Source organism: Rickettsiella massiliensis 20B, assembly GCF_000257395.1.
Lineage (GTDB): Bacteria > Pseudomonadota > Gammaproteobacteria > Diplorickettsiales > Diplorickettsiaceae > Diplorickettsia > Diplorickettsia massiliensis.
This window is the reverse complement of the sequence record NZ_AJGC01000002.1, coordinates 474,633-494,649: the sequence shown is the minus strand read 5'-3', so window position 1 is coordinate 494,649 and position 20,017 is coordinate 474,633. Positions and strand designations below refer to the sequence as shown.

The following is a 20,017-nucleotide window of genomic DNA, read 5'->3' as shown; positions in this document are numbered from 1 at the left end:
CGTTTTTGCACGCTGTGGTACCGCTTCGGGAGCAACTGTTTCAGGAAGTTGACCTTCTAACCAGTTGACCTTCTAACCCATTGAGTAACGCATGGTCTGTACCATGCCCACGTCCAGTTAACGCTAAACTCCCATAGAGCTGTACTTGGATGCGTTCTACTTCGCTGACAGGTAAATAGCTGACAAACTCTTGGGCCGCTTTCATTGGACCGACGGTATGTGAGCTCGAAGGGCCAATTCCTACGGAAAACAAGTCAAAAATACTGACGGTCATAGCTAATGATACTTATTATTATAATAAGTTGTAATTGTACTGTTTTTTCAATAGAAAAAGAAGCATCATATCGCTTCATTTATATAAAACGAGCTGTAAATCTATCTAAACAGATAAACTAAATAACAGATAAAAACCTAAAGAATTGATGGGTCATTATTCTGTTCTCTTTAATGAGAAATCTTCTTATTATTCCGCCTAAACTCTCTCTATTTCGCGATAAAAATACCAATCATAAGATTTTCTTATCAATAACATTAAAAAATTTTTTGTTATTCAACTTGATCAGATCCATCAACCTAGTCATTCTTGACAGGCTACAAAATTGAATCTAGTCATTGTTCGTTAAAAAACTTCGCTTATATCTATCCTTTCCATAAACTTCAACTTGAATGAATGCTAAAATCAAAAAAATAAGCCTATTTTTATATTTATATACGCGCCTGATGCTAGAATAGCTTGATAATAGTTCTTATCCTGAGCCTATTCAATGAAATCATTTTTTCTATGTAGATTTCATTAATCGATTTGACGTAATACTTTCATTCAAATTATGCTCTTGCTGTCCCAATTTTTCCGCATAGTTAGCAAGATTCGGGATACTGTTCGTTCGCCTTAAAATACTAGCCTCACACCGCGAACCAAAAAAAGAAAAGGAAGGGTCATAACAAATGCTGTGCGATCGCGTTCTAGACGGATCCTCCTTATCTTCCTCAGGAGTTCGATAAATCGATCTATCCTGACGGCTAGAAAGGTTTGGAGCCTGGCTCATTTTGATAAGATTAGACTGCGAACGAAAAAAAGCATACGAATCACTCGCACTTCTCGGTCGAGACGGAGACAAAACTTTTTCAGACTCAAAACTTAAGTCATGACTTTCTTTGACTTTGTCTACTGAATCTGGCGCAAGTCTTTCTGAGTCGACAAATTGATCAGGAGAGAGGACTGCCGTAGTGGGCGTACTCCGCTGGATCCCATCTATAAATCGTCCGATTCTCGAAAATAAACAATCACACTGAGGCAGGTAATGCCAATCAATAATAATGTCGCACCGATCACCCAAGGCGCGGCACCTATAAAAACACCCGATAGAAACAACGCAGTACTTATTGCAATAATAACCAGACAAGCGGTCACTCCACCTAAAAAAGCACCTTGATATTCATGATAACGGGTACTCAATCGTGTCTCTAAACACGCATCCTGTGCTCCAAACTGGAAGCGATATTTAAGAAAACAATAACTTTTAGCTAAATAATCAAAACAGGAGGTCGTGACACTGATTAAAGTCAAACCACCCATTAAAATAAAAAGCGTCTTATTTTTCGCAAATAAGCCAAAAAATACTTTCGTCACCCCAGCAACTGCCACAAAAGGTAAGGTTCCTGTTAAGCATAAAAAGATAATTAACGCCACTGCCAATAGAATTCCAAGAATACTGCCTACTAAAATCGTTTTTTTCTCTTGATCTAAACGCGTTCCATCACAAGAGCTACCGATTCGATTAAATAACCCGCCTACGGTACAAACGCCACCCAAGGCAAATAGAACATAAGCAAAATAGGAAAACACGCTTAGATAAGGAACCGTACAATGCAAAAACAATACAGGCAATGGCTAAACTAGCCCCTAATAACATACCGATAGGCGTTAACGTCTTTTCACAACCCAGAATAGGTCGACCAACCAGTACTTTATCATTAAAAACGGTTGTGACTTGTGTTTTTTTAGACAGGGGTGGCACTTCAATTAAACAAGCCGTCATAATGTTTACAAAACGACCGAGATACGCGCCACCCGCAATAAAACTACCGTACTGAGCCAAAATTTCAAAAAGAAAGGTCGGGTTAAACGATTCGATTAATTCCGGCGTCAAAATTAAAATAGGAATTAATAACCCTACACCGATGAAGGTTACCGCCCCGATTGCCAAGCGTTCATTATCCAAATAAATTAATTTAGTTTTCGCGGACCTCCAGCATTGCGGATAATAAGGCAAAAATGGCTCTCCATCATTAAGGTGTAAAAATTATTTCTTTAGAATAATTGATCAATATGGCAGTTTGATGACAAAAAGAAAATTTTATCGTTGAGGTGCGCTATTTCAGTCTCGTTAATACAACGCTAAACCCTACCGCCTCCCGTTAGTCAGGATATCTATAAAACCGACCCTAGACCAAAAGCAAGACAAGGTTTACTGAGTAAAAGGCTAGCTCAATCTAAGTGAAGCTGTTAAAATGCCTCGCTTTTCCATTAGCGCCCGTAGCTCAGTTGGATAGAGTACCTGGCTTCGAACCAGGTGGTCGGGAGTTCAAGTCTCTCCGGGCGCGCCACTAAAATCAAGTACTTACATCAATTATAAACCAATCCAAAAAACCTCTTGCGCAACCCAAGTTCTATTCATCCGTTCGTCTACGAATGGTTAACATAGGTCGGTGATGATTTTCCTCGCATACTTTGTTTGCCTCTTGAGTTAAGTTAATTAACACAACTTGCGAGTCATGGTGGTAATTCGTCCATTCTTATGCTCAAATAAGTCTACCGATCCTCAATGCTGAGTCTCACAGATCTTAAACAATCAATCATGCAATAACGAAACAATCATTATATAAAAAATATCTAAATGATATGTGGATATAGCATCCATCTATCGAAGAACTAAAGAAAATCTATACAAACAGTGGACAGGCATAGCAGCAATAATATCAAACCTATTGGAAACTCAGAAAAAAACTTAGGTGTTAAGTTAAAGACTCTTGAAAATTATGTTTTTAAAATCTATTTCAGCACTTAACATCCTACGATTTCTAATACCTGATTGGAGATTAAACTGTAATATCTGATGTCTTATTAATGACTCAATAGCTACGTGCGAATATCTCTGATCTGCACGTTAGCGTTAAGGCAAGGGTTAAGGACTCAATTATATATCTATGTTGTAATTTTAAGAATTAGGATTTAATAATTGAAAGTTACTCTAAGCCAATGGAATCTTTTCTAAATCTGAGTACAACTTGGGAGCTCCAAAAAATCTTAGGGAAAAAGATAGGGTCGATAAATCATCATTTTTTTCTGGCTTTAGCAACAGTTTTTTAACATCATTATTAGATAAATATTTTGATATAATATATAATATCATGATTAAGTATTACTTTTTATCGTCCTTTGAAAACATATAAGTATCAAGTATTTTAGCTGCGTTTAAACAATTATATCGTTTCTCTACTAAAAATTTTACTGCTTCAAATTTAGTTTTTAAAAGATTAGCATGGATAGATATTTTTCATAAAAGTCAGAAGAATTAAATTGATCAGCTATTTTATTTATATCTTTCAAAGTAAGCATTCTAACTAGTTCATTTTGGCTATTTATTTTGAAATTTTTAGCGGACACACTAATTTGTTTATTATGGAAACAAGCATTAAGTTTATTTATTTCTAGTGTACTGTTCCAAAATTCTAATAATTGAGGATCATCCTCAATGTAGTCAGGCTTTTTCTCCTCTGAGTTTTTTAAAAAAATTTGATTAATAAACAATTGTGCTATTTCAAATTTGTTATCCTGGCACCCTTTATGAAGCGACGTTTACCACAGAAAACCCAGAAAAAGCTTACGAGCTGCTCTGCCAAGCGAAACCACAATTACGCACACCAACCTATCAAAAGATTTTTATCCATACCTTACGTTTTTTAAATAAGGTAGAAAGGGGACTGGGAAAAAGTCAGTTGTTATACACAGCATTTAAATATTACTGATGAAAACTTTGATTTATCTCAATCCTTTACCAATAATTTTTTACCCGAAATGCCTTATTCTGACTTAGAACCCGTTGCTTACTGCCTTGAAAAATAAATACTTTTATAACTTATAATTATAAATTTTCTATTGTAAGACGAGCTCTTTTTTATTAAAAAGGCTAACAGTGAATACTGTATTATAAGTAGCACGTTAGCCTGACGTTTTTTACTTCCTTGAGTTTATTTTATTAGCCAGTCAATTCAGATAAAATATAACGTAAGTTTATCCAGTATAAAATGCACTTTTTTTATGATTCGAATTTTATAAGGGGTATGTTATGATTTGCGCGTGTATTTTATTTCTTCTTTTCTCCAAGCGGGGAAAATAACAAGATACCTAGTTTATCAAGGCTAAGAAACAATAAATACCACTAAAGATAGAGAATCATTCATTTAACATCACTTAAAGACTAAACTATATGTTCACCATGCTCAGTTTATTTTTTCTTATATTTCTAATCTTCTTCATTGCTACAAATGCATTTTTCATTGTTAAACAACAATCCACCGTCATTATAGAGCGTTTAGGAAAATTTAATCGTACGACAGAAGCTGGACTGCGTATAAAAATTCCGTTAATTGATCAAATCGCTGGTGAACTTTCCTTAAGAATACAGCAATTAGAGGTCGAAATAGAAACAAAAACCAAAGATAATGTTTTTGTTAAAGTCCAAGTTTCTGTGCAATATCGTGTCAAAGAAACCAACATTTATGATGCCTTTTATAAGCTCGATAATGGTCAACAACAAATCCGCTCTTATGTGTTTGATGTTGTCCGAGCAGAAGTTCCTAAAATGATTTTAGATACGGTATTTGATCAGAAAGAAATTATTGCCAATGCAGTAAAAACAGAATTAACCGAAACCATGCAAACCTTTGGCTATGAAATTGTTAAAGCCTTAATTACCGATATTCGACCCGATGAAAAAGTCAAACAAGCGATGAATGAAATTAATGAACAACAACGTTTACGCTTGGCGGCACAAGAAAAAGGTGAAGCACAAAAAATTTTAATTGTAAAAGCCGCTGAAGCGGAGGCAGAAAGTAAACGATTGCAAGGTGAAGGAATTGCGAACCAACGTAAAGCGATTATTGAAGGCCTACGTCAATCTATCGATGAGTTTCAAACGGCTGTCCCAGATGTCTCTTCTCAAGATATTATGAGTTTAGTATTAGTCACACAATATTGTGATACCTTGAAAGATATTGGCGCAAATAACAAAAGTTCGACGATTCTATTACCGCATTCACCCGGCGCACTAAAAGATATCGCACAGCAATTACAAGAAGGTATTATTTCTGGTAATTTAATTGCAGAAAATACAAAATCATCCTAAAAAATTCTGTATTTTAAATAAAGTAGCTCATATTTTTATTTAAAATCACCTGAGTAAGCACTCTACTACTTGTAACGTAGAATGACTCAGGTGATTGGAACTGAAATAAGAGCAATTATGGTGATATAGGTTGATCCGCTCTGAAAATAAAAAAACCACTTACTCTCTCTTTGACAGACTTCTCACAGTCTAACCATTGAAAAAACTCTCCCTGATCTTGGGCATTCTGATTACGCTTGATTCTCCAAGCCATCTATTCAACCTGTGATCGGCAAAACAGTTAGGTAACGCTGAGCAAATTCGGTGTAACTTCCTCTATAATCAATAATCCCTTTTTTTGCGTCAAAGTATAAAATCCGAGTGGCAATTTTAGCAACAAAATGTCGATTGTGACTGACCAAAATAACAGTACCCGTGTACTGAACAAGAGCCTGCGCTAACGCTTCAATGGTTTCTAAATCCATATGATTGGTTGGTTCATCCAAAATCAGTAAATTAGGTGATTCTAAAATAATTTTAGCCAGTAACAAACGTGCCGCCTCGCCCCCGCTCAACGCTAAAATATCCTTCTCAACATCTTCTTTGACAAACAGCATTTGCCCTAAAACACGACGAATCTGTTGCTCGGTTACGCCATTGACACTATCGGTTAACCAACTTAACACGCTCTTACTTCGATTTAATAACTCATGATGATCCTGAGAAAAATAACTCATATGTACTTCATAACCGACCGTCAATTCTCCACTATCGGCTTGCAACATGCCTGTTAAAATTTTAATTAAAGTCGATTTACCAATCCCGTTAACCCCTAAAATAGCTACTTTTTCTCCGCGATCAATTCTTAAATTGAAACGTTCAAATAGGGTTTTACCTTTAAACGATTTACTTAAATGTTTCGCTTGAATAACCTGTTTTCCTGATTTTTTTTTAGGTAAAAAATTAAAATGTGGTGCAACTCGAGAAGAGTGTTTGACATCTGGAATTTTGATTTTTTCAATCATTTTCATTCGTGATCGCGCTTGCGCGGCCTTAGAAGCTTTGGCTTTAAATCTATCGACAAATTTCTGCATCTCTGCAATTTTTGCTTCTGCACTCTTTTTTTCAAGCGTTCTTTGCTCTTCTAATAAGTGTTTTTCAGCTAAGAATTTCTCATAACGACCCGAATACGGTCTAATTTCACCGTAATCTAAATCTAAAATAGAATCGGCCAAATTATCAATAAATTCGAGATCATGAGAAATAAAGACAACTAACCCTTTATATTCATTTTTCAAGTATTTTTCCAACCAACGGATAGATAAAATATCAAGATGGTTGGTTGGCTCATCGAGCAACAAGATAGAAGGGCTTTGAAACAACGTTTGTGCTAAAAGCACGCGGAGCTTATATCCTCCCGACAACGCATTGAGTGGTTTTTGTAAATAATCGCTCGCGATACCCAATCCCGTTAAAATGGTTTCGGCTTTAGCTTCAGCAGAATAACCGTCATGATGAGCAATCACTTCTTCCAAGGCAGCAAAACGAAAACCCTTTTTATCATCCCAATGATCACTGGTCAAAAGCGATTCACGCTCTTGTAGTGCGTCCCATAACGGAAGTTTTCCTTGTAAAACAATATTTTTAATTAACGTCTCTTCGTAGCGAAATTGATCTTGTTTTAGCCAACCCACGGTGGCATCCTTAGGCTTGATAATCTCCCCCGAGGTCAAGGTCTCTTCTCCGGTTATAATTCGGAAAAACGTTGATTTCCCACTCCCATTGGCACCGACTAAGGCATAACATTTTCCTGAATTAAGATTCAAACTGACATCATAAAAAAGAAGACGCTCACCATAGGCCATACTTACCTGGTTTAATACAATCATACCCACCTCAAGTGATTACTGGTCATTATAGTAGCGCTCTTTGTAAACAAATACGAGTCTGTTACTTCATTTTTAGCGAGCAAACAAACGCTATGAGTCTGAATAAAACTACCCCCCAAGTAAGCGATCTTACTAAAAACAATATTTTTCTGAATGATTTAAAAGGTTTTTTATTTTTAACAAAAAAAATTTAATTAAGAATTATAGTGCTTTTTAATTTAGTTAACTGAATAAAGAAATAAAAAACAAGAATTATTCAAAGTTAACTTTACAAATGCTAAAATGATTTTATCTAAAAAAATTATGAATAAATTATGAAACTCCCCGAAAAAGAAATTTACCGAATGAATCTACTCGTTAAAGAATGTTTAATTGAGATTACTTCCTTTCTTTTGGAAAGGACAAAATCATTATATTCTGAACTCCTGCCTCCCCGCCCGCGTATTTTTAAATTCAATGTAATTAAACGGCTTGTATATGTTTGGTATCAAAAAAAAAATAAAATTATGAGTAACCCTGATCGGTTACAACAAATTTCACAGTTTCCATGGCTTAAAGAGCCTCTACCTTATGATTTAGAAACAATTCAATTTTACATCAAAGAGATGTCTCCTCTTTATTGTAATTCATTGGTGATTCAATATATCAATGAAATTGAAATACCGCCTGCACAACGCCAATCTTTTTATCTGCGCTATCTCCATTTGCTTTAGAAAGACTCTATTGGTTAGCTTGTGCGCATAATAAGAAGATTCTCGCTCATGAGATCGCTACAACATATCCAGCAATTACAACACTCAATCATTTATTTATTTGTTTAGAAGCTGCACTAAAAATAGGTGATCAGGAAGTGATGAATGGGCTTTGGCAAGAACAAAACTTGCGTTTAATTGACTGTACTGAAGAAAAAAAAATCAAAGCATTACAGAAAACAACCAATATGGTTTGTCGTTATGGACGTCTCATTTTTTTTAAAAAAATTTGCACCAGTCTGCAAAAAAATTACGACACCTACGTATTGAAAAAATGTTTGCAAAGGCTTGTCGAAGCGGCGAAACATCGATGATAAAAGCTATCATAACCCGTCTTGGAAAAATTCGCAACGATGATCCCTTATTTCAAGTTTGTTTGAGTGGTCAAATTGATGCGGTCAATTTTTTATTAACGACAATTCCTTCTTCTCTCTTGCCGAGGATACTCAATAATGGGGCAATTTATTACTTAGACGCAGCAATTCGTAGCCAGAATTTAGAAGTTTTTCATAAAATTTGTCACTTATTACCGCCTGCAACTCAACGTTCAATCTTTTCCACAGCCAATGGTTTTGTCTATAATCATCTTGAACGATGTACACCATTGTTTTTAGCACCTATTTTTGAAAAGATACCTCCCGAAAATCGAGAGTCGATTTTGTCGCATAAATCCTATCTGAATCTGATTACCATTCTTCTTTCTAATCAACAGTATAATCGTGTACGATTTCTTTTATTAAAACTACCTCAAGAAAAAATAGGCTTAGCTCTCGATAAAGTAAAACATAATATTGAAAAAAATCATTATGCTCGGCTTTCAACTAAGACTAAACAGGCATTATTCTGTTTCCTTGATAACTTTTTAGCTACGCAGATTCAACCCCACTTGCTTAGCAATGAACCACCACACTATGATGATGAGGCTCAAACAAGCTCCTCTAACGAAACTGACTCATTAGAAGCTTCTTCTATTATCAGTTCGAATTTTGAGGATTACTTTTTAGAATCAGATACCGAGTCAGAAATGAATATCGAGTTAAGAAACCCCATTGAGTATCCAACGTTCCGTGGATAGTGTATAGCAAACAATGTCTTTTACTGAACATAGGCTGCCTAAAATAAAAAAGGGTATATCGACGGATATACCCTTTTTAAAAATAAAGGACCTATTCAAATTAACTCAGGTGTTTTTTACTCGGTGTCAATGACTGGGTTTTGTTCGCAACAACCACTTTTTTATGTGGCTTTCTGTTCGCTGAAGAAGAATGTCCTTGTAAGGCAAGTTGTTTTTGATATAAAGCCACTCGTTCAATAGGTAAAGCAAATTGCTTCTGTTTTAGAGTAGCCGTGCTATTTTTTATAGCCGGATTGAGCCGCCGTAACTGAGCTAAGCTCATTCCAGACAAGTTGGCGGCCTGCTTTAAACTGACTCCTTGCCTGCCCGTCTCCACAAGCTGGAGATAAGGCTTATCACTCAGTGGAGGCAAGGTCACACCGTATTTAGCCCGGATCCTTAATAATCGCCGCTAAAGCTAATAAACGTGGAATATAGGTCCGTGTTTCAGGGGCTAAAGGCAACGCCCAAAAGTGCGTATTCTTGTCCTGATGCGTATTACGGCGGATCGCATTTTGGACATTCCCTTCACCCGTATCGTAAGCAGCAATCGCTAATAACCAGTCGCCACTAAAAAAGCCATGTAAGTAGGTTAAATAGTTTAACGCGGCATTAGTTGAGCTCGCTAAGTCACGACGACCATCAAATCCTTTATCTTCATGGACACCATAGCTTCGGGCGGTTGCAGACATCAACTGCCAGAGTCCAGCGGCTCCGGAAGCTGGGTTGGTTGCCGAAGGATCGTACCCACTTTCAATCATTGGCAATAACACCAATTCGGTAGGTAAATGGCGCTGACTGACCTGATTATACACATAGTATAAGTAAGGGGTTGCGCGACTCACTACATCCTTTGAACAAACCAACGGATTTGCTCCTGAACAGCGGGTTGCCTTTCATCGCTGGCCGTTAATTGAAAACGCTCACGTAAAGGGCCCCACAGTGAGCCTTTATCAATCGATTGATAAAGTGCTTTCTGTTTAGAAGGGGCTAATGCTAACGCGTCATCCGCTTCTCTTGCATAATAAGCGACACGGCTCTCTCCGAAACTTCCCAAGCTGACTGGCGACTGCATACAGGCGGTCATCCCTGCAGAGAAACCAAAGAGAATCAGAAATATTAAGGTACAAATTTTAATCGTTTTATAATTCATAATGAAAGATGTTACGGATCCCACCTAGTGAGGTCAAGCAAATTGGCTGACATAAAATAAAGAAAAACACTATTATGTAGGCATAAAACCTACATTTTTATGCTTTTCCAGGCTATTTAATCCTTAAGCTAAGTCATTTATTGTCATGCAGAAGACTTTACAGCCTTTTGCACTATGACATAATGAAGCTATTGTAGAACTTTCTGCTTAATCAAAGTCTTTGCGTGGATGGACTGTTTTGAATTACATTGACCTGTTACACCTAGAAAACGAACGCTTAAGTGTTTTACTGACACGTTATCTAGGAAAACAGCTTTTACAATTAGATAATTATGCTTTATGGCGCCCCAATACCCCGCAAATTACTCATAAAATATATGTAAGCAATAAGCCTACATCCATACCTTCTGCTTCACAAGAGACTCCATTTTTATATAGTGCTTTTACGCATTTACCTTTTGTGAGCGATAGTCTCAGTTTGGTTTTACTGCCTCATACGCTTGAGCTCGAAAAAACACCAAAATCAATACTAAAAGAAGCTTGGCGAGTATTAAGCCCAAATGGTTATTTAATCCTTTTAGGTAGCAATCCGGTCAGTTTTTTAGGTTTAGCACGTCTGCTCGCCTCAACCCAGGTATTGCCCCGTCCAGAACACTTGTTAGCCTTACAAACGGTTTGTCGCTGGATTCATTATCTTCGTGGTGATATTTGCCATATTGAAAGCTTCTTTTTTCGTCCTCCACTCTCAGGAACCGTAGGCCAATGGTTTTTTCGTCGATTATTCTGGCTAGAAAAAATTTCGCCTTGGTTATTTCCTTACTTAGGGGGACTTTATTTGGTTATTGCGCAAAAGCGGCTTCAACAATGGAGTGGATTGTGACTCCCCTACTCCCTCGCGTTGAAATCTTTACAGACGGCGCGTGCCGTGGCAATCCTGGCCCAGGCGCTTGGGCAGCACTATTGCGCTATCAAACCCAAGAAAAAGAGCTTTCGGGAACTGAAGCCCATACAACGAATAACCGAATGGAACTCAAAGCCGCGATTGAAGCATTAATTGCACTCAAAAAACCCTGCCAAATTGTGTTGAGTACCGACTCACAGTACGTTAAACGCGGCATTACTGAATGGGTTCCACAGTGGCAAAAACGTGCCTGGAAAACCGCCAATCGTTCTCCGGTTAAAAATAGCGATCTTTGGCAACAACTTGTTCAGGAGGTTGCGCGACATCAAGTACAGTGGCGCTGGGTCAAAGGGCATAGTGGGCATGCTGAAAACGAACGCGTAGATAAACTTGCCAACATCGCGCTAGATAAGCTCAAACAGTCTTAAGAAAAAGGCGAACACCCCATCTTTATAAAAAACGACTTATTCTAAACTGACTTACGTCGCACGCGTCACGGAAAATCGTTTTTTTATAAGCACTCTTCACTCAGTTAACTTTGCTGAGTTTATAGGAATAGGGTTTATGTCGGGTTTTCATTTGCAGCAAGCAACGCACGCCGGTAAGCAAAAGGGGCTTTCACTTCATCCTCAAATTCAACATATTCCCAGGCTTTGGCATTCTCTAATAAGCGGCGAATTAATAAGTTATTCAACGCATGACCCGATTTATAGCCACTAAAAGCACCGATTAAACCATAGCCTAGTAAATATAAATCACCCACAGCATCTAAAATTTTATGGCGAACAAACTCATCTTCATAACGTAAACCATCTTCATTGAGAACACGATACTCATCGACCACCACCGCATTATCTAAACTACCCCCTAAAGCTAAACGCACTTCACGAAGCTTTTGATAGTCCGCCATAAACCCAAAGGTTCGTGCACGACTGACTTCTTTGACATAAGAAATCTTTGAAAAATCAATCACTGTTTTTTGGCTACGACTGCGGAATAAAGGATGATTAAAATCAATCTCAAAGGAAATTTTAAAGCCATCAAACGGCTCAAATGCCGCCCATTTATCCCCCTTCGGTTACTTTGATCGCTTCTTTTATACGAATAAAGCGCTTTAACGCACTTTGTTCTTCTATTCCGGCTGACTGAATGAGAAAAACAAACGGTCCGGCACTCCCATCCATAATAGGAATTTCAGACGCCGTAATATCTACATACGCATTATCAATACCTAATCCAGCCATCGCTGACATCAAGTGTTCAATCGTTGCGACGCGTACCCCATTTTTCAGCAAGGTGGTTTGCAACGTGGTGTCACCAACATATTCTGCTCTGGCCTGTACTTCAACAATAGGACTAAAATCAATCCGTCGAAAAATAATTCCGGTATTAATCGGAGCCGGCCGTAACGTTAAAATAGCCGCTTCGCCGCTATGTAAAGTAATTCCAGCTGCTTTAATCACATTTTTCAAAGTACGCTGTTTCAACGCTTGCACAGTACGACCGGAAGGAGAACGGCGTTCGCTCATTTTACTCACGTTCAGGAAACCTCTTCTTGTTTACGTAAAAAAGCTGGAATATCGAGATAGTCCAGATCAGTATTATTTGGTTCGACAACCGGTTTCGCGGAAGCCGCCGCCAGCGGACTCTGTTTACGCAAGTCGCTCGAGGTGATGATAATCTAAAGAACCGTCCGCTGCACGCGATAAGCTACTACTTTCCGTCACAGGCTGCCCGACAAACAGGGTGTTCAAACCAGTCACCACTATCGTCACACGTCATTGCTCATCTCAGGATCAATAACTGTACCCACCACAACGGTTGCGCCTTCTGAAGTAAATCCTTTAATGACTTCTCCGACTTCTTCAAACTCACCAATTGATAAATCCGGGCCGGCCGTAATGTTGACTAATACGCCGCGCGCGCCCGCCAAATCAATATCTTCAAGTAAAGGGCTAGCTATCGCCGCTTCGGCGGCTAAACGTGCTCGTTCTTCCCCTGAACCAATACCGGTTCCCATCATGGCCATGCCCATTTCCGACATGACCGTACGAACATCCGCAAAATCAACGTTGATCAGTCCTGGCCGCGTAATTAAAGCTGCAATGCCTTTCACTGCTCCAAATAATACATCATTCACCGCCTTAAAGGCATCTAAAAGACTTACATTCTTGCCAAGCACATTCATTAATTTATTATTTGGAATCGTAATTAACGAATCAACGTATTGGCTAAGTTGTTTAATCCCTTCTTCAGCCAGTTGTAACCGTTTTCGCCCCTCAAATATAAACGGTTTTGTCACAACAGCGACCGTCAAAATACGTAATTGTTTCGCAATTTCAGCGACCACCGGTGCGGCACCCGTACCGGTACCGCCGCCCATTCCTGCGGTGATAAATACCATATCGGCACCTTCTAAAACCGCTCGAATACGTTCCCTATCCGCTTCCGCCGCCTGACGACCAATTTCTGGATTGGCCCCAGCACCCAATCCTTTCGTAATTTGCTGGCCTAATTGTAATAAACACTTGGCCGATGAATTTTTGAGCGCCTGCGCATCGGTATTCGCACAAATGAATTCAACACCCTCAATATCTTGAGCGAGCATGTGTTCTAACGCATTTCCACCCCCGCCACCGACACCAATCACTTTAATGATGGCGTCTTGGATGGGAGTATCCACCAAACCATATAGGGAATTCATGATCGCTCTCCTCAAAAAACTGTCTGATTGTTTAGATTAGTATTTCTCTTTATTTATCTTTAAAAATTTTTAAAAAGCCATTCTTTTACGCGCGCTAAACTACCACGTAACCGTGTATAGTTGGGTTTTCGTTGCTCAAATTGCTGCTGGTAACCATAGAGCAAAAGGCCGGCCCCGGTTGCGTACATCCCGCTACTGACCACTTCACTATTCCCATAAATATATTGAGGATTTCCTAAACGAACCGGCAATTTAAATACTTTTTCAGCAAGCTCGACAACACCCAATACATTTGAAGCACCCCCGGTTAACACCACCCCAGCCGCTAAAGACTCGTGCAAACCACTGCGATACAACTCAGCACGCACGAGATGAAACAGCTCTTCGTAACGAGGCTCAACGACTTCGGCCAACGCTCTTTTGGACAGGGCACGACCGGGACGATCGCCTACCCCTCGAACATCAATCATTTCATCAGAGCTTGCTAAACTCGTCAACGCACACGCATAATTCTTTTTAATTTCTTCCGCACTTTGCGTCGGCGTTCGTAACGCCACCGCAATATCATTGGTCACTTGATCGCCGGCGATTGGAATCACCGAGGTAAAGAGAATGGCGCCTTTTACAAAAATGGCAATGTCCGTTGTCCCTGCACCAATATCAATTAAACAAACACCGAGTTCTTTTTCATCTTCAGTTAATACAGAATGACTCGAGGCTAATTGCTCGAGAATAATTTCAGAAACTTCTAACCCACAACGTTGGACACATTTAGTGATATTTTGCGCGGCACTCACCGCTCCGGTCACAATATGCACTTTTGCTTCCAAACGAACGCCTGACATTCCAATCGGCTCGCGAATGCCTTCTTGATTATCAATAATAAATTCCTGAGGCAAAATATGAAGGATTTGCTGATCGGCGGGAATCGCGACAGCACGTGCCGCTTCAATTACTCGTTCTACATCGAATTGCGTTACTTCTTGGTATACCATTTGAATTTAAACTACGAATATGATTGCCGGCAATACCGGTATAAACTTGACTGATCGAATAACCGGACATATCTCCCGCATCACGCACCGCATCACGAATGGCTTGCACGGTTGCATCAATATTCACGACCACACCACGCTTCAGGCCGACCGATCGGTGTGTCCCTAAACCAATCACTTCCAACCCTTCCGGAGTCACTTCACCCACTAAGGCGCTGACTTTAGAAGTACCAATATCCAAACCGACGATCAAATTTTTAGGCGGTTTATTTGCCATAATGCGTTACCTTCACCCTCAATAAATAGTTTTCAACACACTTCATTTTTTATTAATTGCTTTTATTTTTACAAACATCGGATATCCAGATCAATGACGAAATTTAACCGCCATGCCCTGTGCATACCGCAAATCGATGTACTCTATCATGGCCACTTTATTTACTAATACATCTGGATATACTTTTACAAAACGAGCCAGTTGTTGCGTAGGCTTTTCATTTCCTAAATACAGCTGCAAACCATTACTCAGTCGCAAAGACCAAAATTGGCGTGGATTCCACTGTAAGGTTTTTATCGTTAAGGCCAGTGGGGCTAACAAAGGCATCCATTGTTGATACGCTTCCATCAAGTATTTTTGTTGGCCAAGTGGTCCAATAAACCGCGGCAATGTGGACGGCAACGTTCCGAGTTGATCGACACGAAATACATTTCCTTCCGTATCCAATAGATTTTGCTGTCCCATCCACGCAACGGGATGTTTAACTGAAAAATAAACCACTAACGTTGCAGGCCAAAAGCGTTGTACTCGAACCGATTGTAACCAAGGTTCGACTTGTAAAGCTGGTCCTTTAATTTTAAGCTATCTAAACGAATAAACCCTTTATCTAAAAAGGGCAAAATAGTTTTTCGTAATTTAGCGCTTTGCACGTACGCTAAATCTCCCACAATTTTAACATGCTTAACTGGAAAAAGATGTGGATCGCCCGCTTTTTGCCAAAGTAAAATACCACTCAGGCCAATCAATAAGGTCAATGAGAATTTAAAAAACCAGCGCTTATACAGCCAAAAAAAATGCGCGCGCGTCGACTGCATCCGTTTTCGTGGATGGTGTTGTTTCGAAAACGATTGTCCTGCAATGACTTTGCCCTGTTTGAGCATGACGGAACCATTAAAAAAATAGCGCAAAAAAGGATAATAATCTATCTCTAGTATTTCTGCCAGTTTTGTACCCTAGGTTCTTAAACGATGTTGAATAAAAATTTTTTATTGGTTTTGCAGAACCCCTTTTTTATCTTTTTTACTTATAACAGGAAAAGCTGTCAATTTATTTTTTGTTTCAAAACCAAGCGCTTGTTTGAAATGAAGCCTGTTATGAATATTCTATGGAGACACTTTCATCACCAAAAAGTTGCCGAATTTGAATCAATAGAGCCTCCTCGGGTTTCACTTTCCATTGATCACCAAGAAAAAAAGCGACTTTTGATCGGGAAGGAAGATGCTGACACTCCATTAAAATCGGGCAAACACCGGGCATAAAATCAGGCAGTGTATTTTTTAGTTCCTTGATTGCATGCTCTTTTAACTGCGAACTAGCAAAACAAATGCGTACATTTTTTGCGTACATTTCACGCGCTTCGGCAATATTGAAAATTTTCTTTGCTAAAATTCGAATATTGCCCGTTAGTTCGTCTTTTTGTGTTTCACCTTCAATGATCAATAAATGATCTTTATGCAATTTTTCCTTATAAGTGGTATACCCTTCACTAAAAAGTGTAATCTCTAATCGCGACTGCCGATCTTCTAAAGTCAAAATAGCCATACGGTCGCCACGTTTTGTCCATAAACTTCGGATCGTCACCACCCAACCGGCGATCATCACCGTTTGCCCTTCTCTTTCTGTGCATTCAGCAAGACGGCACGTTACAATATGCTGTAACTCCTGTTCATAATTTTCTAAAGGATGACCACTCAAATAGAAGCCAAGTACTTCTTTTTCTGCTTGCAAACGTTTTAACTTTGACCAATCCGGCACGAGAGTCATCGCTTGCTGTTGTGCCACCATACTCAATCCAAAGAAATCATGTTGCCCCGAGTGGGCCGCCGAAAGTTGTTGCTCCGCGACGGCTAACGCCGGCTCCAGATTTCTTTAAGGATCGCTCGATTGAAACCCAAATGATCGAGACTGCCTGAATCGATCAGAGCTTCTAACCCACGCCGGTTCAATTTATGCAAATCGGCACGCTGACATAAATCAAATAAATCTTGAAACGGTTTTTGCCCGCGTTTTTCGATCAACATTTCAATCGTCGCAGCACCAAGCCCTTTAATCGCACCGAGACCATAGGCAATCTCACCGCCGGGCGTTACAGTAAAAAGATACGCACTGCGGTTAATATCCGGTGGCAAAACTGTTAATTGCATCGTCCGGCATTCTTCTAAAAAGAAAACGACTTTTTCAGTATGCTCCATATCAGAAGATAACACCGCTGCCATAAACTCAGCAGGATAATGCGCCTTTAACCAAGCAGTTTGATAAGATAACAACGCATAGGCCGCTGAGTGTGATTTATTGAATCCATAATCGGCAAACTTTTCCATCAAATCAAAAATTTGATTGGCCAGCTCCGCTGTGACGTGTCTTTGTGTCGCGCCTTCGATAAAAATAGCACGTTGTTTGGCCATTTCTTCAGCTTTTTTCTTCCCCATTGCACGACGTAATAAATCGGCGGCGCCTAAGGTATAACCGGCCAACACTTGCGCAATCTGCATCACTTGTTCTTGATAGAGAATAATACCGTACGTTGCGCCTAAAATGGGCTCTAAGGCAGGATGCGGATATTTGACTTGCGCTTTACCCTGCTTGCGATGAATAAAATCATCGACCATCCCAGATTGCAAAGGTCCCGGACGAAAAAGTGCCAGTAACGCGACAATATCTTCAAAGTTATCCGGTTGCAGTCGCTGTACCAAATCACGCATCCCGCGTGACTCTAACTGAAACACTGCGGTCGTTTTACACGCCTTGAGCAAAGCAAAGGTTTTTTGATCAGTTAAAGACACCGCAGTCATCTCCAATGGCGTCTCATCCGATTTTTTGCGGGCATTAATCGAACGCACGGTCCAGTCGATGATCGTCAAAGTACGCAAGCCCAAAAAGTCAAACTTTACTAAACCAACTTTTTCAATATCGTCTTTATCAAATTGGGTTATAATATGCGCATTTTCTGCGCCAATTTCGCAGTAAAGTGGGGTAAAATCGGTGAGCTTTGATGGCGCAATCACGACCCCTCCGGCATGTTTACCGACATTACGCACCAAGCCTTCCAACTTCCTCGCCAAATCAATCAATACTTTTACTTCTTCTTCGTTATCGTAACGTTGCTGCAACTCTTCTTCTTGTTTGAGTGCTTTTTCTAAAGTAATCCCCAATTCAAAAGGAATTAATTTCGCAATTTTATCGACCATTCCGTATGGATAACCTAAAACACGTCCGACATCACGCACCACTGCACGTGCCGCCATACTGCCATAGGTAATAATTTGTGAAACGGCCTCCCGGCCATACCGCTGCGCCACATAATCAATCACCCGATCGCGACCTTCCATACAAAAATCGATATCAAAATCGGGCATCGAGACTCGTTCAGGATTCAAAAAACGTTCAAACAGTAATCCGTAAGGAAGAGGATCTAAATCGGTAATTTGCAGTGCATAAGCCACTAACGAACCGGCACCGGAACCTCGACCCGGCCCCACTGGGATCCCATTTTCTTTTGCCCAACGAATAAAATCCGCCACAATCAAGAAGTATCCAGCAAAGCCCATTGAATTAATTACCGCTAATTCCGTCGTCAAACGAGCCTCATAGATAGAACGCGTCAGTTTGGCTTCTTGGGGCAAAGCGGGAGAAGAATCATTCTCTGTTGATAATGCGTTTGTTGGTGTGGGTGAGCATGCTTGTTGCTGAATACGCTGTTGTAATCCTTTTTTCGCTTCTGCAATTAAAAACGTTTCCGTGGTCATTCCTTCTGGAATCGGAAAATTAGGTAAAAAAGTTTTATTAAACTCTAAAGAAACATTACAACGTTTGGCCAACTCAACCGTATTCTGTAATGCCGAAGGAATATCGGCAAACAAAGATTGCATCGCTTGCGCAGAACAAAAAAATTGCTGCTCAGTATAATCTTTTTTACGCTTGGTATCGTTCAGCATTTCACCGCGATGAATACAAACCCGTGCTTCATGTGCCTCAAAATCTTCTCGCTGCAAAAAGCGTACATTATTCGTTGCAATCACCGGCACTTGATATTCCTGCGCGAGCCGTGTTGCCGCGGCCACATACAGCGCATCTTGTGGACGACCTAAGCGCTGCAATTCGATATAAAAACGATTTGGAAAATGACTCATCCAAAACTGAAGCCGTTCTTGGGCACGCTCACGTTTACTTTCGAGTAACGCTTGCCCAATATCGCCGTCAATACCCGCCGATAACGCAATCAGGCCGCTGGCATGAGTGACCAACCATTGTTTACGTAGCACGGGATACTGATGTACTTTCCCCTTTAAATAGGCGCGCGAAAGCAGTTGAATTAGATTTTGATACCCTTTTTGATTCTGGCAAAGCAGGACAAGACCAAATGGCTGATCTGGTCGCGCTTCATTTTCAAGCCAACACTCTGCACCGATAATCGGTTTAATCCCCGCGCGCACGGCGGCCTGATAAAATTTGATCGCCGCAAATAAGTTCGCTTGATCGGTTAATGCCACCGCAGGAAAACCCTGTTGCACCGCCGCATGGATCAGGTCATCAATCCGAACTAACCCATCACTGAGAGAATATTCACTGTGCAGATGAAGATGAACAAAAGAGAATGGCATAGCATTGACGAACGCATGGCTTGAGTGAGGTTATTGTGCCACAACTGCGCTTAGAATAAAGCTCCCGATGTAAATTGCCTATTCTTTTAACAAAAAACATTCTTAAAAACGACGGCGATCACACACAGTTTGTCGTTAATTCTTGCTAGAGAAATACGCCTGGCGATAGAAAAATAACGTCGTATTATTGTACACATAACACGATGGTATCCGGTATCTGGCACAGGCCTTACCCCCTTCTTCA

17 protein-coding genes, 1 tRNA gene and 4 pseudogenes are annotated in these 20,017 nt (G+C 39.9%); 8 read left to right on the top strand and 14 right to left on the bottom strand.

Annotation, left to right across the window (positions count from 1 at the left end; all coding sequences use genetic code 11):
• Positions 1-40: 40 nt before the first annotated feature.
• The 3 genes from S3O_RS19840 to S3O_RS0108360 all read right to left on the bottom strand — a co-directional run bounded on the left by S3O_RS19840 (position 41) and on the right by S3O_RS0108360 (position 2,273).
• Positions 41-274 carry a serine dehydratase beta chain gene (locus S3O_RS19840; protein WP_010598645.1) on the bottom strand — a complete coding sequence of 78 codons (234 nt, stop codon included), beginning with the start codon at positions 272-274 and terminating at the stop codon, positions 41-43.
• A gap of 978 nt (positions 275-1,252) precedes the next feature.
• Entirely contained in the window at positions 1,253-1,846 is a 594-nt protein-coding gene (locus S3O_RS0108365; RefSeq protein ID WP_156792844.1) for a hypothetical protein, read from the bottom strand.
• A complete protein-coding gene (locus tag S3O_RS0108360; RefSeq protein ID WP_010598643.1) occupies positions 1,779-2,273 on the bottom strand; it encodes a hypothetical protein in 495 nt (164 codons plus the stop codon). Before S3O_RS0108360 ends, S3O_RS0108365 begins: the two co-directional genes overlap by 68 nt.
• 257 nt (positions 2,274-2,530) lie before the next feature.
• Between S3O_RS0108360 and S3O_RS0108355 the strand changes: the two genes are divergently transcribed.
• Positions 2,531-2,607 (top strand) — tRNA-Arg (locus S3O_RS0108355).
• Positions 2,608-3,529: 922 nt separating this feature from the next.
• On the opposite strand, the gene S3O_RS0108350 is transcribed toward S3O_RS0108355, so the two are convergent.
• On the bottom strand, positions 3,530-3,811 hold the full coding sequence (locus S3O_RS0108350; protein WP_010598642.1) for a hypothetical protein: 282 nt from the start codon (positions 3,809-3,811) through the stop codon (positions 3,530-3,532).
• Between the two features lie 2 nt (positions 3,812-3,813).
• On the opposite strand from S3O_RS0108350, the gene S3O_RS0108345 reads away from it, so the two are divergent.
• Entirely contained in the window at positions 3,814-4,029 is a 216-nt protein-coding gene (locus S3O_RS0108345) for a thiamine biosynthesis protein NMT-1 (RefSeq protein ID WP_010598641.1), read from the top strand.
• 461 nt (positions 4,030-4,490) lie between these two features.
• Positions 4,491-5,408, top strand: coding sequence for an SPFH domain-containing protein (locus S3O_RS0108340; RefSeq protein ID WP_029463745.1), 918 nt, complete (start codon positions 4,491-4,493; stop codon positions 5,406-5,408).
• Between the two features lie 257 nt (positions 5,409-5,665).
• On the opposite strand, the gene S3O_RS0108330 is transcribed toward S3O_RS0108340, so the two are convergent.
• Positions 5,666-7,276, bottom strand: coding sequence for an ABC-F family ATP-binding cassette domain-containing protein (locus tag S3O_RS0108330; RefSeq protein WP_029463744.1), 1,611 nt, complete (start codon positions 7,274-7,276; stop codon positions 5,666-5,668).
• Positions 7,277-7,590: 314 nt separating this feature from the next.
• Between S3O_RS0108330 and S3O_RS0108320 the strand changes: the two genes are divergently transcribed.
• The 3 genes from S3O_RS0108320 (at position 7,591) to S3O_RS0108310 (ending at position 9,103) form a co-directional block, all read left to right on the top strand.
• The gene (locus tag S3O_RS0108320; RefSeq protein WP_010598638.1) at positions 7,591-7,989 is read left to right on the top strand and encodes a hypothetical protein; all 399 of its coding nucleotides are present in this window, start codon (positions 7,591-7,593) and stop codon (positions 7,987-7,989) included.
• 140 nt (positions 7,990-8,129) lie between these two features.
• Positions 8,130-8,342, top strand: coding sequence for a hypothetical protein (locus S3O_RS0108315; RefSeq protein WP_010598637.1), 213 nt, complete (start codon positions 8,130-8,132; stop codon positions 8,340-8,342).
• Positions 8,339-9,103 carry a hypothetical protein gene (locus S3O_RS0108310; RefSeq protein WP_010598636.1) on the top strand — a complete coding sequence of 255 codons (765 nt, stop codon included), beginning with the start codon at positions 8,339-8,341 and terminating at the stop codon, positions 9,101-9,103. The genes S3O_RS0108315 and S3O_RS0108310 overlap by 4 nt, the downstream gene beginning before the upstream one ends.
• A gap of 100 nt (positions 9,104-9,203) precedes the next feature.
• Here S3O_RS0108310 and S3O_RS15860 read toward each other — a convergent pair whose 3' ends face one another.
• The 3 genes from S3O_RS15860 to S3O_RS15855 are packed head-to-tail and all read right to left on the bottom strand — an operon-like array spanning position 9,204 to position 10,295.
• Complete coding sequence (locus S3O_RS15860) at positions 9,204-9,515, bottom strand: hypothetical protein (RefSeq protein ID WP_050816878.1); 312 nt, start codon at positions 9,513-9,515, stop codon at positions 9,204-9,206.
• Between the two features lie 13 nt (positions 9,516-9,528).
• Positions 9,529-10,008, bottom strand: coding sequence for a transglycosylase SLT domain-containing protein (locus S3O_RS14475; RefSeq protein ID WP_156792842.1), 480 nt, complete (start codon positions 10,006-10,008; stop codon positions 9,529-9,531).
• Positions 9,987-10,295 (bottom strand): hypothetical protein, encoded by a 309-nt coding sequence (locus tag S3O_RS15855; protein ID WP_010598633.1) that lies wholly within the window; start codon positions 10,293-10,295, stop codon positions 9,987-9,989. Before S3O_RS15855 ends, S3O_RS14475 begins: the two co-directional genes overlap by 22 nt.
• 238 nt (positions 10,296-10,533) lie before the next feature.
• Between S3O_RS15855 and S3O_RS0108290 the strand changes: the two genes are divergently transcribed.
• Both S3O_RS0108290 and rnhA read left to right on the top strand, forming a co-directional pair.
• Positions 10,534-11,175, top strand: a complete 642-nt coding sequence (locus tag S3O_RS0108290; protein WP_192805926.1) for a methyltransferase domain-containing protein — start codon at positions 10,534-10,536, stop codon at positions 11,173-11,175.
• Complete coding sequence (gene rnhA / locus S3O_RS0108285; RefSeq protein ID WP_010598631.1) at positions 11,160-11,624, top strand: ribonuclease HI; 465 nt, start codon at positions 11,160-11,162, stop codon at positions 11,622-11,624. The genes S3O_RS0108290 and rnhA overlap by 16 nt, the downstream gene beginning before the upstream one ends.
• A 134-nt stretch (positions 11,625-11,758) precedes the next feature.
• Here rnhA and lpxC read toward each other — a convergent pair.
• The 6 genes and pseudogenes from lpxC to dnaE all read right to left on the bottom strand — a co-directional run bounded on the left by lpxC (position 11,759) and on the right by dnaE (position 19,773).
• Positions 11,759-12,725, bottom strand: a pseudogene (lpxC, locus tag S3O_RS14470) (UDP-3-O-acyl-N-acetylglucosamine deacetylase).
• Positions 12,726-12,947: 222 nt separating this feature from the next.
• A pseudogene (ftsZ, locus tag S3O_RS14465) lies at positions 12,948-13,900 on the bottom strand (cell division protein FtsZ); the annotation flags it as partial.
• Between the two features lie 59 nt (positions 13,901-13,959).
• Positions 13,960-15,172 (bottom strand): annotated as a pseudogene (gene ftsA, locus S3O_RS14460) (cell division protein FtsA).
• Positions 15,173-15,262: 90 nt separating this feature from the next.
• On the bottom strand, positions 15,263-15,673 hold the full coding sequence (locus tag S3O_RS0108265) for a cell division protein FtsQ/DivIB (protein ID WP_010598624.1): 411 nt from the start codon (positions 15,671-15,673) through the stop codon (positions 15,263-15,265).
• Positions 15,673-16,053: a hypothetical protein gene (locus S3O_RS0108260; protein ID WP_156792840.1), complete on the bottom strand. Its 381-nt coding sequence runs from the start codon at positions 16,051-16,053 to the stop codon at positions 15,673-15,675. The genes S3O_RS0108265 and S3O_RS0108260 overlap by 1 nt, the downstream gene beginning before the upstream one ends.
• Before the next feature lie 211 nt (positions 16,054-16,264).
• A pseudogene (gene dnaE, locus S3O_RS14455) lies at positions 16,265-19,773 on the bottom strand (DNA polymerase III subunit alpha).
• Positions 19,774-20,017: the final 244 nt, after the last annotated feature.